Source organism: Acetobacter sacchari (assembly GCF_017377715.1).
GTDB classification, from domain to species: Bacteria; Pseudomonadota; Alphaproteobacteria; order Acetobacterales; family Acetobacteraceae; genus Acetobacter; species Acetobacter sacchari.
Map to the genome: position 1 here is coordinate 183685 of NZ_JAFVMF010000004.1, position 13541 is coordinate 197225.

Genomic DNA, 13541 nt, shown 5'->3' on the forward strand with positions numbered 1-13541 from the left:
CGGGGAGGAGTTAACATGAGTCAGGGTCATATTCAGGACGGTCTGGAGCACATCCTGCGCCTCGCCCCGGTGGTCCCCGTGGTGATCGTAGAGAGCGTAGCGGAGGCCGTGCCGCTGGCTCGCGCCCTGGTGAAGGGCGGGCTGAAGGCCATCGAGATCACCTTGCGCACCCCCGCGGGGCTGGACGCGATCCGCGCCGTGGCGGCGGAGGTGGAAGGGGCTGTGCCCGGCGTGGGCACCGTGCTGACGCCCGGTCAATACAGGCAGGCCGCCCAGGCGGGGGCCAGATTCGCCGTCTCGCCCGGCGCCACGCCCAGACTGCTGGACGCGGCGGAGGACTCCGGCCTCGCCCCGCTGCCGGGCGTTGCGACAGCCTCCGAGGCGATGGCGCTGATCGAGCGCGACTATCGCTTCGCGAAGTTCTTCCCTGCCGAGGCGGCGGGCGGGGCGCCATTCCTTGCTTCCATCGCCTCCCCTTTGCCGCAACTGACCTTCTGCCCTACCGGCGGCATCACGCCGGACATCGCGCCGAGTTACCTGAAACTGCCCAACGTCATCTGCGTCGGGGGCTCCTGGATGGTGAAGCGTAGCGTGATCGCGGCGCAGGACTGGGACGCCGTTACCCGCGCCGCCGAACAGGCCGCAGCAATAACTGGCTGAGTGACGAGTTTCGTTTCATGCAAGCCGCGCTACCGATATTCGGTGAGCGCGGCTTTGTTTTTTGAGCCAATATTTACAACAACCATTTCATATAAAATGATTTTAACGAGTCCACTTCAAAATCACTTATTCGTGTCCGATCCGCCGATCACCTTTGCAGGATCTCTTGTTAGCGTTAACATGATGCTCATAATGAACATTAGTAAGGTTGTGAATGACGAGTTGTGCATTCAGGCAGTGGCGTAACACGAAGAGAACAAGCGCGGCGGCGCTGATCGGATATTGCGTTGCAGTCAGCGCGTCGGCTCACGCGCAGGGCTCAGGACCATCCCCCACCCAGCACGATGACAGCGGGCCTCATGAGGCCGTGACAGAGGACGCGACACCCAACCAGTCATCGTCCGCGTTGGCCATTTCAGCGGACGATCCACCCACCCTTTTCGGCAATCCCTATAACCGCGCCCCGTCTTCCCTGGGTACGACCCGCCATGCCGTGACGCCGGTCCCCGACAAACCTTTCTTTCCGGCGTCGTTCCAGGACTGGCTGAAGCAAACGACCATGACCGGCGACTGGGGTGGCGAGCGCGTGCGGCTCCAGAACGAAGGTATCAACATCTTCGGTCATTATCTCGAGGACAGCGCCGGAAACCCGGTCGGCGGCCGCGGGCGCACCGTACGGTACGCGCATGAAGTAGCCGTTGGGGCTGATGTGAATTTCGCCCAGCTCACGGGCCATAATATCGGAATCTTCCATATCCTCATGACTGAGCGCGCCGGGCAAGGCATCGGGCAGCAACTGCCGGCTCTGAACAGTCCGCAGGAGATTTTCGGATCGGGAGAGACGATCCGTTTCACGCGGCTCTCGTTCGAAAGACAGTTCGGACGATATGTCGACGCCGAGATCGGGTGGATCAATACGGAAAACGACTTCGCTCAGTCCACGACCCATTGGGGCATGAATCTGTATTGCCAGTTCCAGACAAATGCGATCTGCGGCATGCCGCAGGCGATCGCCAGCAATTCCGGTTATGGCTATTACCCGACCGCGCACCCCGGCGCGTATATCAAGGTCTTTCCTTTTGGAGATCAGCGCATGCTGGTCTCCGCCGGCATCTACAACGTCGATCCGACGATCTCGAATACAGGCTATGCCTGGAAGATGGGGCTCCACGGATCGACGGGCGCCTTTCTGCCGTTCCAGATCGGCTGGCATTTCGGCGGCACAGACACGCACGGCGCGTTGCCGACGAATATCAAGGTCGGCGGCTATTGGGACACCTCTGAAGTCAATAACGTCTACGGCCAGTTCAGAGGATTCCAGATCGCCGGGGTAAACGTAGGCAACCTGCCGATCGAGAAGGTCCGCGGCCGGTTCGGCGGATGGTTCGAGGGCGACCAGATGCTGCAGCGTGACCGCGCAGATCCGAACCGCTCGACGATCGCGTTTCTGTCCTTTACGTGGGGCGATCCCAGAACGGCGATCGCGCCCTATTACATCACCTGGGGCATTGTCCGGAAAGGCACGTTCTGGAACCGCCCGAACGACACCATCAGCATTGGCGGAAAATTCAATTTCGTAAATCCCAAGCTTGGGATTTACGCCGCCGATCTTCAGCGGCAGGGTTACACTGACATTCTCAAGCCCAGCGGCGAGCATGCCGGTGAGATCAACTACGGCTATCGCCCGGCGCCCTGGCTCACCCTGCGTCCGGGCGTCCAATATATCTGGCATCCGGGTGGCACGAACCGCTACCGCAACGCCCTGCTGCTCGACATGGAAATGGGGACGACGTTCTGAGCCTCGCTATCCATTCTGTTGTATTCAAACTGCAAGGATTCATCCCGATGTCGGTTCATCTTTCCGCTCGTCGCCACATCAGACGCCTCGCCGTGATGGGGACAATTTTCTCGTCCGCATACGGCGTCGCGACCGCAGCGCCTACGGTGTCCGTGGCGCCCTGGGGGCAACTGTCCGATGGGAGTCAGGTCCAGATCGTGACCTTGAAGAACGACAAGGATGTGACGGTACGGGTCATCACCTATGGCGGCGTCATCCAGTCGGTCGTGACCCCGGACCACGAAGGGCATCTCGGCGACATCGTGCTCGGCTTCGGCAAGCTTGAGGGATATACGGTCGACTCCGCAAAGGGAGGGCTGTTCTTCGGCGCCATGATCGGCCGTTACGCCAACCGCCTCGCGGGCGGCGACTTCACGCTCGATGGCAAGAGCTACCATATCGCCGTGACGGCGCCGCCCAATGCGCTGCATGGAGGCAAACAGGGCTTCGACAAGAAACTCTGGACGCTCGCCGGGCGCCGGGTGGACGGCAAGACGGCGTCCGTCACGCTGGAGCTCGTCTCGCCGGACGGCGATCAGGGCTTTCCTGGAAAGCTGACGACGAAGGTCACATACAGCCTTGATGACACCAACGCCCTGACGCTCCATTACACGGCGACGACCGACGCTCCGACGGTCCTCAACCTGACGAACCACAGCTACTGGAACCTCAATGGCGAGGGCTCCGGGTCGATTGCTCCGGAAATATTAAAGATCGACGCCAACCGCTATACGCCCACCGATCCGACGTCGATCCCGACGGGCGAGATCGCGCCCGTCGCCGGTACGCCGCTCGACTTCACGAAGCCCCGCGTGATCGGCGACCGCCTGCGCGATTCTTTCGCCCAGATGATGTATGCGCGCGGATACGACCACAACTGGGTGATCGACGGCCCGGCCGGCGAGGCCCCTCGGCAGGCAGCCCATCTTTACGACCCTCGCTCCGGGCGGTCGATGGACGTCCTGACGAGCCAGCCGGGTCTGCAGGTCTATACGTCGAACTCGCTGGACGGCGGCTACGCCGGTCTGTCCGGCAAGGCCTATCGCCAGACCGACGCCATCGCCTTCGAGGCTGAGCATTTTCCCGACAGCCCGAACCATCCGTCATTCCCGACGACGGTGCTCCGTCCGGGGCAGACGTTCGATTACACGACGATCTACCGGTTTTCGAATCAGTGAGATGATTGATCGAAGCCGTGCCGGGCTTGACGTAACAGCGCGTCGGCGCCGCGCCCATTCTTCCAATCCGACAGTCCTGGAGACGACATGAACACGCTCCCTCGCGTACCGAAGCCGGTTGTGCTGACGGCGCTCCTTGTCGCGTTGATCGGCGTCGCTCTCACCATTGGTGGGGCATGGCTGTCGACGTACGGCGACACGCCCTATTATCTCATCTGCGGCATTGCGATGCTGGCGACCGCTTTTCTCCTCTATCGCGGCAAGGCGGCGGCTCTCTGGGTCTATGCGGCGATCACGCTCGGCAGCCTGATCTGGGCCGTCACCGAAGCTGGCTTCGATTTCTGGTCTCTCGTCCCGCGCAGCGACGTGATCGGCATTATAGGCATATGGCTGCTCCTGCCGTTCATCAGGCGTCCGCTGGGAGCCACCCGCGCAACGGTCGCCCCGCTTGGCGCCAGTCTCGTGCTGACGGTCCTGGTGATCGCATTCTCGCTGACTCAGGACCCCTACTCCCTTGACGGCAAGCTGCCGACTCAGGTCGCCAACGCCGCACCGGGCGACGCCGCTGCGATGCCTGATTCTGAGTGGCACGATTGGGGCCGCACACAGTATGGCAACCGCTTCTCGCCCTTGAAGCAGATTGACGCCTCAAACGTGGGCAAGCTGAAAGTCGCCTGGATCCTGCGGACCGGCGACCTCAAGACGGCGAATGATCCCGGCGAGACGACGAACGAGGGCACGCCTGTCATGGCGAACGGAACCCTCTATCTGTGCTCCACCCATCAGAAGCTGTTCGCGGTCGACGCGACGACCGGCAAGACGAAATGGGTGTTCGACCCCCATCTCTCCGTCAATCCCGGTTTCCAGCATCTGACCTGTCGCGGCGTGACCTATCACGCTACGCCAGCGAGCGCGCTGACGATTGACGGGCAACCCGCGCCGAACGAGTGCGCGCACCGCATCTTCCTGCCGACCAATGACGGCCGCCTGTTCGCCATCAATGCCGATGACGGCTCGCGCTGCCCCAGTTTCGGCGACAACGGCGAACTCAACCTGCGCGATGAGGGTATGCCCTTCACGCAGGCTGGCGGATGGGAGGGCACGTCCCCACCCGTCGTCACCGACAGGCTCGTTATCCAATCGGGCGCTGTGACGGACAACGGCTCGGTGCATGAACCTTCGGGCGTTACCCGAGCGTACGACCTCTACACCGGCAAACTCGTCTGGGTCTTCGACACCGGCAATCCCGATCCGAACCAGATGCCGGGTCCGGACCACAAGTTCGTGGCGAATTCACCGAACTCCTGGATCACCTCGTCCTACGACGCCGCGCTCAACCTGATCTACATCCCGACCGGCGTGCAGACCCCCGACGAATGGGGAGGTAACCGTGACCAGAATTCCGAACGCTACGCCTCCGGCATCCTCGCGCTCAACGCCGATACCGGCAAACTCGCGTGGTTCTACCAGACCGTTCATCACGATCTTTGGGACATGGACGTCCCCTCGCAGCCGAGTCTGGTCGATATCAAGCAGAAGGACGGGACCGTCATTCCCGCGATCTACGCACCGGGCAAGACGGGCAATGTCTTCGTTCTTGACCGCCGCACAGGAAAGCTGATCGTCCCCGCTGATGAACTGCCGGTCCCGCAAGGCGCCGCCCCCGGCGATCATGTCTCTCCGACGCAGCCTTTCTCTGACCTCTCGCTCCGCCCGAAAGCGCTCCTGACAGGCGCTGACATGTGGGGCGGCACCATGTTCGACCAATTGGTCTGCCGGATCGCCTTCCACCAGTTGCGCTACGAGGGCACCTTCACGCCTCCCTCGACCCAGGGCACGCTGGTCTTTCCTGGCAATCTCGGGATCTTCGAATGGGGCGGTCTCGCCGTCGATCCGCAACGCCAGATCGCCGTCGCCGACACACTCTCTCTGCCGTTCGTTTCGCGCCTCGTGCCGCGTGGGCCGAACAATCCGCTCTGGCCGTCTCAAAACAACGCGGGCGGAACCGGAGGAGAGAGTGGCATCCAGCATAATTACGGCGCGCCATACGCCGTGGAACTCAACCCGTTCGTCAATCCGTTGCTGGCGAAGGTCGGCCTCAATATGCCCTGCCGTAATCCGCCGTGGGGCTATATGGTCGGCATCGACCTGACCACCAACAGGGTGGTCTGGAAACACCGCAACGGCACCATACAGAACAGCCTGTATGGAAGCTCGCTGCCGATCACGCTCCCGCCGGTGGAGATTGGCGTGCCGGCGCTTGGCGGGCCGCTGGTCACCGCGGGCAACGTGGCGTTTCTCACGGGTTCGATGGACTACTACATCCGCGCCTACGACGTGACGACGGGCAAGGTGCTGTGGCAGCAATCGCTTCCCGCTGGCGGGCAGTCCACGCCCATGACGTATGCCGTGAACGGCAAGCAGTATGTCGTTTCCTATGTGGGCGGTCATGGTTCGTTTCCGACCAAGCTGGGCGATTACCTGATCGCGTGGTCTCTTCCCGAAGGGAAATAACAAGTTCATTCGAGGATATTTAAGGCGGAGCAAACATGCTTCGCCGCTCTCGGGCCTTGTGTCCGGTCCGGTGCTGTCCTTACTCATTGAGGACATTACCGGGCACATAAATCTCGACGCCAATCCGTCGGAACGGGCCATTCGACCTGTGACACTCGGTCGCAAGAACGCCCTTTTTCCGGCGGCAAGGGCGGCGCCAGCCGGTGGGCAATCGTTGCGCCACTGACCGCAACAGCCAAGCTTAATGGTATCGAGCCGTTTGTATGGCTGCGCGACTTACTGACACGCATGATCGACGGAAACCCTGCAGCCCGGATCGGCGAGTTGCTCCCATTGGCCCAAATCGCCAGCAGCTGATTTAGGGGGGTAGAAGGAAGGTCTGCTCCTGGACGGGAAGACATAAAGGCGGTCATTCAGCGTGCCCGCGATAGCTTATAACTCCATCGATTCTACTCTGAGCAGCGATAATCTTGGTCTGAAATGGCATCCACTATCGAGTTAGTAGAAAAGTCGAGAACTGGTCTTTCCAATCGTCGTGCCATCGCGATAGTGCCGGTCTGTTTTTGATAATATCATCGAGAGCCCACCGCATGCGACGCTGGTCGATCTCTGGCGTCACCGCCCCATCCGGGCATATGATGTAAAAATCGCCTTTTCGCAGGCGAGCGACAAAGTAAGCGATAAGTTCTTCGGCCGTCCATGCCTCATGGGGCTTCGCAGTGCCCTTCGATTTTAGGGCTTCATTCATTGGCGTCCATGTGTAACCAGGAACAAAGAGGTGGGCGGTCACCCTGCCGCCTGCAATCTGGCGCAACTCATGCGAGAGTTGCTCCGTCAATACTTTCACACCAGCTTTGGCAACCGAATACGCCGCATTCCCGGGTGGTGTTGTGATGCCTTCCTTTGATCCTAAATTAATGACCGCCGCAGGATTGTTTTGTGTGATCATGCGCGGAACAAAAATTGTCTGAGCCGAAAGGATCGAGAAGAAATTGACCTCTAGCTGATGCCGCCATGCAGGGACATCGTCCCAAGGGCCAGCGCCTGCAATGATGCCGGCATTGTTCATCAAAATGGCTATTTCCCCAAAGACGCTGTAGGCCGTGTCGCTGAGCCTGCGAAGGTCCCCATCCGAGGTAACATCGCCAACAACCATCTCAGTCGGACCGGCCACACTCAGTTCGGTTGATAATGCACTTAGCGCTTCTCGATCGCGGTCGAACAGGCAAAGTCGCATACCGAGTCTGGAAAAATGGCGCGCCGCCGCTGCGCCGATCCCTGCGGCCGCGCCAGTGATTACGGCTACGCGGCCAGGAATGAGAAGTGGGGAAAAGTCCGTCACCGTTGATAACCTTCATTAATATTTCAAATAATATTGAATTTTCGAGCAATACCGGTCGACAGTCCCATTATCGCGAGGCCACCAATCGCAAGCGCCCCCGCAACCAGACCTGTCGAAGGCCAACCCAGGCCAGCGCTGATGGCCAAACCACCTGTCCAGGCGCCAATCGCATTCGACAGGTTAAAAGCCGAATGGTTCATCGCAGCTGCGAGAGCCTGAGCATCCTGAGCTACGTCCATGAGTCGAGCTTGCAAGGCGGGTACAAGCGCGAAACCAATGCCGATCAGGAAAAGCCCGAGGGCTGCTGTGACGGAGCCTGTTGCAAAGAAATAGAATGCGCTGAGAAACACGATATTCCAAACAAGGATGCCGAAAATTGACGGTATCAATGCCCGATCCGCGAGCCATCCTCCGATAATGTTGCCGACGATCATTCCCAGGCCCCAGAGGGCCAGGTAAATTGGGACCTGCCCGTTCGAAACATGCGCGGCTTCGGTAAGCGTCGGCGTTATATAGCTGTAGACAGCAAACATGCCACCGAAACCGACCGTCGCCACACCAAGAGTCAGCCAGATTTGCTTACGGCTGAAGGCTGATAACTCATGCATCGGGGACGCCTTGGCATCCGCGTCGATCGTGGGAATGAAGCAGAATAGTAGACAGGACAGCAGTAAGCCGCCAACGCCCACGACAAAGAACGCCGAACGCCATCCAAAGGCCTGTCCCAGCCAGGTTGCTGCCGGCACGCCAATGAGATTAGCCGCTGCCAGCCCGAGCATGACATGCCCAATGGCTTGAGCACGTTGTGATGGAGGCACCATGGCGGCGGCAACGATTGATGCTGTGCCATAATAGGCGCCGTGCGGTAGCCCCGCCAGAAAGCGCGCAACCGCCAGCCCCCAAAAGCCGGGTAAAGTCGCCGAAGCAACGTTGCCGATCAGAACGATCGCGGCCAGCATCATGAGGATGCGACGCCGTTCCATACGCGCTGTCATTATCGCAAGAAGCGGAGAACCCAGCACAACCCCGAGCGCATAAGCACTGATGAGATTGCCAGCTTTTGGCAGAGAGACATGCGTTGAGGCAGCCATGTCGGGCAACAGCCCCATCGATGCGAACTCACCGGTGCCAATGAACAGGCCGCCGAGGCCAAGGACAAATTGTGCAAACCCCGACCCGCGTGGCGCTTGCGCCACGTTGCGGCTTTTTCCAGCCATATTCATTCCCACTCATGCGGTGAACGCGTTATCGCGACACGTTCAATTTAATGGGTTTGGCGCGGTATCGCTGCATCATGGTTCTTCAATGACGTGTTCATCTGGACTCAACACCAGCGTTCATTTTAGATAAAGATATGGCCAACCTTACCCGCACGGATCTCGGCGATCTCAATCTGGTCCGGGTTATCGCGCGCGCCGGTGGCTTCAGGCGCGCCGCGCTCGAACTGGATATCTCCCCTTCTGCCTTAAGCCATGCCGTACGGAATCTGGAGGCGCGGCTCGGGGTCAGGTTGTTTAATCGTACAAATCGAAGCGTGACACCGACTGACGCTGGCCGGGCGCTAATTGCCTCACTCGTTTCCGGTTTTGGCGCAATTGAGGACGGTCTGGAGGGCATTAACCGCTATCGGGATCGTCCAATCGGACGTCTACGTCTTAATGTACTTACAGATGCGGCGCGCCTGATCCTTGCACCGACCCTTGCAAGTTTCATCGTTAAATATCCAGACATAAAGATCGATATTACCGTACAAGACGATTTCATTGATATTGTCACCGAAGGTTACGACGCAGGCATTCGCTTTGGTGGCCGGGTGCCTGAAGAGATGATCGCGCAATCGATTGGTCAGGATCTGCGTTGGATCATGGTTGCGTCCCCCGCCTATCTCGAGAACTCGCCGTCGATCTCGCATCCGGCCGAACTTGCTGTGCATCGCTGTATCGGCTTGCGTACAGGAACCGGCGCGCTTGACCGCTGGGAACTGGAACGCGACGCAGAGATGACGACTGTAAATGTCGACTGGGCGGTGATCGTCAGCGAAACCGCACTAGCGATCGAGTTGGCGGAACGCGGCGTGGGGATCACGTATTGTCAGGAGCGTCGCGTTGTCCGTCAGATTGAATCTGGCGAGTTATGCGAAGTTTTGCCGGAGTGGTCATCGTTCGGCCCAGCATTCCATATCTATTACCCCAGTCGGCGCCAAGTGCCCGGGGCCTTACGCGCACTGATTAACCACCTGCGATCCAGTGTTTGATAGGGTGCAACACTTTAGATCGATGGTTTGACAGAAGAAATTTATCCATGCCGCCGAGGACGATCCCTTCAGCCTATTTTTTAAGAAGACGGGATTGGGGAAAGAATATCCAAGGTCTAGACAACGCATCAAATGGATTGGTTACTGATGTCGGCGATGCTAGCGGCTGTGTTTAAGCGGCTGGAATAATGGTCGGCCGCATCTTCCGCCACGTCCGCTATGCGAAACACTTCTTCCTGAATCGTACGACCGAGATCAAGGGCGAATCCTGCTATTAATCGTGCGACCTTCAGACGCTCACTTGCTTGCTGGCGTTCACCAGGATCGCTCGGAAGCACACAAAAAAAGGCGCAGACCAGGCCGTAGGGCGGTCCCGTGGCGGACAGACCACGAAGATCCACGTCACGCTGAGGCCGCCGAAAGGCTGTGGCTCTTTCGCTGACGTTCGGACAAAGACTCAGCGCCACCGAAGCAGAGCCTTTGCTCGATGAAGCCGATCCCAGGACCTTGACCGCCGACAAGGCTCACGGCGCCGATCTATTCATTACAAATTTGGAGCCCGACAGGTCGCGCCGGTTGTTCCGTCAAGAACAAACCGGCGCAATCAACGGAAAAAGCAACTTCCCGCTTTATAAAAGCAGAAACACCACCGAACGCTTCTTCCCAGGTTGAGGCCGCGCACAGACACTGCGACAAACTGCAATCGACCTTTCTTGCCTTCGCTCAAGTCGCTGTCGCTAGCATCAAGCTTAACGACCGACACCCCTTAGCCTCTACCTTGCTGAGGCTAACGCACTCTGATTGCGGCGAGGGCAACGATCGGTCTCGCAAGAGAGGTCCGCCGATATCCGCGCGCCAGGCCCGCGCGCTCTTAGTCGAGACGGGCGGACGGGCGGGCCACTGCGTCGACCAGATCCGCCAGCAGCGACATCATCCCGCGCCAGAAACCGTAAAGCTCGATCTGATGCTGGCGATACAGCATGACGTGACCCAGCCGCGCGGCCAGCCCCCTCATCCAGCCGCCGCCAAATACACCGCCACCCGGCAGCGTGCCCCAGCCGTTATAATCGCCCAGCGCCACGATCGCGCCCTTGTTCCGGAACACGCACGACGGAACAGGTTTGCCTGAGCGAAGCAGCGCCGGAATATGCCGCGCCAGATGATGCGCCTGCTGCCGTGCGACCTGCGCCGTCGGCGGCAGAGGCTCGTCCGCGATATAGGAACAGTCGCCCATCGCAAAAATCCGCTCGTCGTCTATCGATTGCAGGTTTGGATGAACGACGATCTGCCCTGAACGACCGAGCGACAATCCGCCATAAGCCTTGGTCACGTCGGGCGCCTTCACGCCTGCAGCCCACACCCGCAGCGTAGCGGGAACGTGGGTTCCGTCCTTGAGGCTAAATCCCTCCGCGTCGGCGCCAGACACCATGGCGGAGGTGCGAACGGTCACGCCAATGCGTTCCAACTCCTTTTCAGCCGCAGCCGACACACTTTCGGGGAAAGCCGGGACGATCCGTGGTCCGGCCTCCAGCAGCGTGATCCGCATTTTCGGCGGCGACGCGCCGAACGCGTGCAATTCGACAATTTCAATCGCCTTGTGCAGCTCCGCGGCAAGCTGCGTGCCTGTCGCGCCGCCGCCGACGATGGCGATATTCAGCTCGCTCCCCGTCGCATAGGCGCGAAGAAGCTCCATACGAAATTTTTCGTTGAACCCGTTCGCTTCGACAAGATTGTCGATGAACAGACAGTGCTCCGCCACACCGGGCGTGCGGAAATCATTTGCGCAGCTGCCGATGGCGAAGATCAGCACGTCATACCCGATCGTGCGGCTCTCGAGCACCACCTGACCATCCGACGCCTGTAGCGGACCGAGCGTGATCTCACGCTTTTCCCTGTCGAGACCGACCACGTCGCCCGGCCAGAATTCAAAGTTATGGGCGCTCGCCTGCCCCATAAAACTGATACGGTCGTTCTCGTTCGACGCCGTGCCCGCTGCAAAGCAATGCAGCATCGGCTTCCAAACGTGCGAAAAGCCGCGATCGATCAGCGTAATACGCGCTTCACCCTGTTTCCCGACCGTCGCGCCGAGCCGCGTCGCCAGAGCAAGCCCGGCGACTCCGCCGCCGACAATGACGATTCCGGTTTTCGACGACATCAGTTCCGATACCTCTTCGCTGTAGAAAACGCCCCCTTGCCGGGGGCTGGACCGGGGCGGGAAACGCCCCGGCCGACCCAATCAGAAGAAACCGAGCTTCTTCTCGCTGTAGCTGACCAGCAGGTTCTTGGTCTGCTGGTAGTGTTCAAGCACCATCTTGTGCGTTTCGCGACCGATCCCGGACTTCTTGTATCCGCCGAACGCCGCATGCGCGGGATAGACATGATAGCAGTTAACCCAGACGCGGCCAGCCTGAAGGCCCCGCCCCATGCGGTAACAAGTGTTGGCGTCGCGCGACCAGACGCCGGAGCCAAGGCCGAACTCTGTGTCGTTGGCGATGGCCAGCGCCTCCTCTTCCGTCCTGAACGTCGTCACCGCAAGAACGGGTCCGAAAATTTCTTCCTGGAAGATACGCATTTTATTGTTACCCCGGAACACGGTCGGCTGCACGTAGCATCCATCGTTGAAATCGGGGCCAAGATCCGGCGTCGCGCCTCCGGTAAGAAGCTCTGCGCCCTCTCCTTTGCCGATGCCGATATATTCGAGGATTTTCTGCTGCTGCATGGTGGAGTTCTGCGCCCCCATCATGGTCTCGGGATCGAGCGGGTTGCCCTGTCGGATCGCCTTCACACGCGGAAGGGCGCGCTCGATGAAGCGCTCGTAGATATCCTCATGCACCAAAGCGCGGCTCGGGCAGGAGCAGATCTGCCCCTGATTCAGCGTGAACATGGTGAAGCCCTCGATCGCCTTGTCGAGATAGTCGTCGTCGTGGTCCATGATATCGGCGAAGAAGATGTTCGGCGACTTGCCGCCCAGCTCCAGCGTGGCCGGGATCAGGTTTTCCGCAGCGGCGTGCGCGATCATCTTGCCCGTCGGCGTCGATCCGGTGAACGCGATCTTGGCGATGCGCTTGCTGTTGGACAGCGCGGCGCCGACGTCGCGGCCAAGGCCGTTGACGATGTTCAGCGTTCCCGACGGGAAAAGATCGCCAATCAGCTCCATAAGGACGAGAATGCTGGCGGGCGTGGTCTCGGCAGGCTTCATCACGACGCAGTTGCCCGCGGCGAGAGCCGGCGCCAGCTTCCACGAGCCCATCAGGATCGGGAAATTCCACGGAATGATCTGGCCAACAACGCCGAGAGGCTCATGGAAATGATAGGCCACCGTGTCTTCGGTGATCTCGCTCAGGGCGCCTTCCTGTGCGCGGATACAGCCTGCGAAATACCGGAAATGATCGATGGCGAGCGGAATGTCGGCCGCCAGCGTTTCGCGGATCGGCTTGCCGTTGTCCCAGCTTTCCGCACGGGCGAGCAGGTCGAGATTGGCTTCCATCCGGTCTGCCGCCTTCAGCAGCGCGAGCGAACGTTCGGTGGCCGACATGCGCGACCAGACCGGGAACGCCTTGTGCGCCGCGTCAAGCGCGAGTTCGATGTCCTCAGCCGTGGACTGGGGGACTTCGCAGATGACCTTTCCGTTCACCGGCGAGGAGCTTTTCATATACTCGCCCTTCACGGGCGCCTTCCACTCTCCGCCGATGAAATTCTCATACCGGGACTTGAAGGGTGGTTCCTGATTCACGGCCATATTGGCGCTCCGTGGTT

Annotated in this window: 13 protein-coding genes; 8 read left to right on the plus strand and 5 right to left on the minus strand. The window is 59.9% G+C overall.

Annotated elements, in window-relative coordinates; genetic code table 11:
• The first annotated feature begins 15 nt into the window (after nucleotides 1–15).
• The 6 genes from eda to J2D73_RS20680 all read left to right on the plus strand — a co-directional run bounded on the left by eda (nucleotide 16) and on the right by J2D73_RS20680 (nucleotide 6546).
• A complete protein-coding gene (gene eda, locus J2D73_RS04985; RefSeq protein WP_207879956.1) occupies nucleotides 16–660 on the plus strand; it encodes a bifunctional 4-hydroxy-2-oxoglutarate aldolase/2-dehydro-3-deoxy-phosphogluconate aldolase in 645 nt (214 codons plus the stop codon).
• A 214-nt stretch (nucleotides 661–874) separates the two neighbouring features.
• Nucleotides 875–2458 (plus strand): carbohydrate porin, encoded by a 1584-nt coding sequence (locus J2D73_RS04990; protein WP_243429653.1) that lies wholly within the window; start codon nucleotides 875–877, stop codon nucleotides 2456–2458.
• A 95-nt stretch (nucleotides 2459–2553) separates the two neighbouring features.
• Nucleotides 2554–3675 carry an aldose epimerase family protein gene (locus J2D73_RS04995; RefSeq protein ID WP_243429671.1) on the plus strand — a complete coding sequence of 374 codons (1122 nt, stop codon included), beginning with the start codon at nucleotides 2554–2556 and terminating at the stop codon, nucleotides 3673–3675.
• An 87-nt stretch (nucleotides 3676–3762) separates the two neighbouring features.
• A complete protein-coding gene (locus tag J2D73_RS05000) occupies nucleotides 3763–6189 on the plus strand; it encodes a glucose/quinate/shikimate family membrane-bound PQQ-dependent dehydrogenase (RefSeq protein ID WP_207879960.1) in 2427 nt (808 codons plus the stop codon).
• Between the two features lie 70 nt (nucleotides 6190–6259).
• Nucleotides 6260–6415, plus strand: a complete 156-nt coding sequence (locus J2D73_RS20675; protein ID WP_341535021.1) for an IS66 family transposase — start codon at nucleotides 6260–6262, stop codon at nucleotides 6413–6415.
• Between the two features lie 41 nt (nucleotides 6416–6456).
• A complete protein-coding gene (locus J2D73_RS20680; RefSeq protein WP_243429673.1) occupies nucleotides 6457–6546 on the plus strand; it encodes a transposase domain-containing protein in 90 nt (29 codons plus the stop codon).
• A gap of 133 nt (nucleotides 6547–6679) precedes the next feature.
• On the opposite strand, the gene J2D73_RS05010 is transcribed toward J2D73_RS20680, so the two are convergent.
• Nucleotides 6680–7531 (minus strand): SDR family NAD(P)-dependent oxidoreductase, encoded by an 852-nt coding sequence (locus J2D73_RS05010; RefSeq protein WP_207879962.1) that lies wholly within the window; start codon nucleotides 7529–7531, stop codon nucleotides 6680–6682.
• Nucleotides 7532–7554: 23 nt separating this feature from the next.
• The gene (locus tag J2D73_RS05015) at nucleotides 7555–8754 is read right to left on the minus strand and encodes an MFS transporter (RefSeq protein WP_243429654.1); all 1200 of its coding nucleotides are present in this window, start codon (nucleotides 8752–8754) and stop codon (nucleotides 7555–7557) included.
• Nucleotides 8755–8885: 131 nt separating this feature from the next.
• On the opposite strand from J2D73_RS05015, the gene J2D73_RS05020 reads away from it, so the two are divergent.
• Nucleotides 8886–9785, plus strand: coding sequence for a LysR family transcriptional regulator (locus J2D73_RS05020; RefSeq protein WP_207879964.1), 900 nt, complete (start codon nucleotides 8886–8888; stop codon nucleotides 9783–9785).
• 128 nt (nucleotides 9786–9913) lie between these two features.
• On the opposite strand, the gene J2D73_RS05025 is transcribed toward J2D73_RS05020, so the two are convergent.
• A complete protein-coding gene (locus J2D73_RS05025; RefSeq protein ID WP_207879966.1) occupies nucleotides 9914–10186 on the minus strand; it encodes a hypothetical protein in 273 nt (90 codons plus the stop codon).
• Between the two features lie 25 nt (nucleotides 10187–10211).
• On the opposite strand from J2D73_RS05025, the gene J2D73_RS05030 reads away from it, so the two are divergent.
• Nucleotides 10212–10457, plus strand: a complete 246-nt coding sequence (locus J2D73_RS05030; protein ID WP_207879968.1) for a hypothetical protein — start codon at nucleotides 10212–10214, stop codon at nucleotides 10455–10457.
• A 199-nt stretch (nucleotides 10458–10656) separates the two neighbouring features.
• Here J2D73_RS05030 and J2D73_RS05035 read toward each other — a convergent pair whose 3' ends face one another.
• Nucleotides 10657–11940, minus strand: a complete 1284-nt coding sequence (locus J2D73_RS05035; RefSeq protein ID WP_207879970.1) for an NAD(P)/FAD-dependent oxidoreductase — start codon at nucleotides 11938–11940, stop codon at nucleotides 10657–10659.
• 81 nt (nucleotides 11941–12021) lie between these two features.
• The gene (locus tag J2D73_RS05040) at nucleotides 12022–13524 is read right to left on the minus strand and encodes an aldehyde dehydrogenase family protein (RefSeq protein WP_207879972.1); all 1503 of its coding nucleotides are present in this window, start codon (nucleotides 13522–13524) and stop codon (nucleotides 12022–12024) included.
• Nucleotides 13525–13541 lie beyond the last annotated feature (17 nt).

Bases quoted from the DNA above. Each gene is read 5' to 3' on its own strand.
- eda (WP_207879956.1), top strand. From the start codon at position 16: ATGAGTCAGGGTCATATTCAGGACGGTCTGGAGCACATCCTGCGCCTC.
- J2D73_RS04990 (WP_243429653.1), top strand. From the start codon at position 875: ATGACGAGTTGTGCATTCAGGCAGTGGCGTAACACGAAGAGAACAAGC.
- J2D73_RS04995 (WP_243429671.1), top strand. From the start codon at position 2,554: ATGGGGACAATTTTCTCGTCCGCATACGGCGTCGCGACCGCAGCGCCT.
- J2D73_RS05000 (WP_207879960.1), top strand. From the start codon at position 3,763: ATGAACACGCTCCCTCGCGTACCGAAGCCGGTTGTGCTGACGGCGCTC.
- J2D73_RS05015 (WP_243429654.1), bottom strand. From the start codon at position 8,754: ATGAATATGGCTGGAAAAAGCCGCAACGTGGCGCAAGCGCCACGCGGG.
- J2D73_RS05020 (WP_207879964.1), top strand. From the start codon at position 8,886: ATGGCCAACCTTACCCGCACGGATCTCGGCGATCTCAATCTGGTCCGG.
- J2D73_RS05035 (WP_207879970.1), bottom strand. From the start codon at position 11,940: ATGTCGTCGAAAACCGGAATCGTCATTGTCGGCGGCGGAGTCGCCGGG.
- J2D73_RS05040 (WP_207879972.1), bottom strand. From the start codon at position 13,524: ATGGCCGTGAATCAGGAACCACCCTTCAAGTCCCGGTATGAGAATTTC.